This is a genomic window from Corallococcus sp. RDP092CA, assembly GCF_041903675.1.
Lineage (GTDB): Bacteria > Myxococcota > Myxococcia > Myxococcales > Myxococcaceae > Corallococcus.
This window is the reverse complement of sequence record NZ_JAYESI010000151.1, coordinates 1-327: the sequence shown is the minus strand read 5'-3', so window position 1 is coordinate 327 and position 327 is coordinate 1. Positions and strand designations below refer to the sequence as shown.

Sequence of the window (327 nt, the reverse complement as noted above, 5' to 3'; positions counted from 1 at the left end):
CTGCGCTCGCCGCCATTGAGAACCCAGGCACGGTCACACTTCCGAAGAGCCAGGACTGACGGTCGCTCCTGCCGGCCGTCCCGGGCGGGTCAGCACGGCGCCGGGACGGGGCACGGCGAACAGTTACCCGACGCGAGCGCGCGGCACGCAAGGCCGCTGGGGCCGTGGAGCGCGAAGTCCCGCACGAGGTACCCGCCGAAGAGCGGCGCTGCCCGGCGTGCGGCGGTGAGGCGCTCAAGCCCCTGGGCGAGGGGAGACGGACGGTGGTGTACGAGTACGTGCCGGCCCTCTTTGAGAAGCAGGTGCACGTGCAGGAAGTCCTGGCGT

General features: G+C 71.9%; 1 protein-coding gene. It reads left to right on the top strand.

All coding sequences use genetic code 11. The annotated features are described in order from the left end of the window. Positions 1 to 164: 164 nt before the first annotated feature. On the top strand, positions 165 to 327 hold a 163-nt coding region (locus U8525_RS34565), incomplete at its 3' end, for an IS66 family transposase zinc-finger binding domain-containing protein (RefSeq protein WP_374270987.1).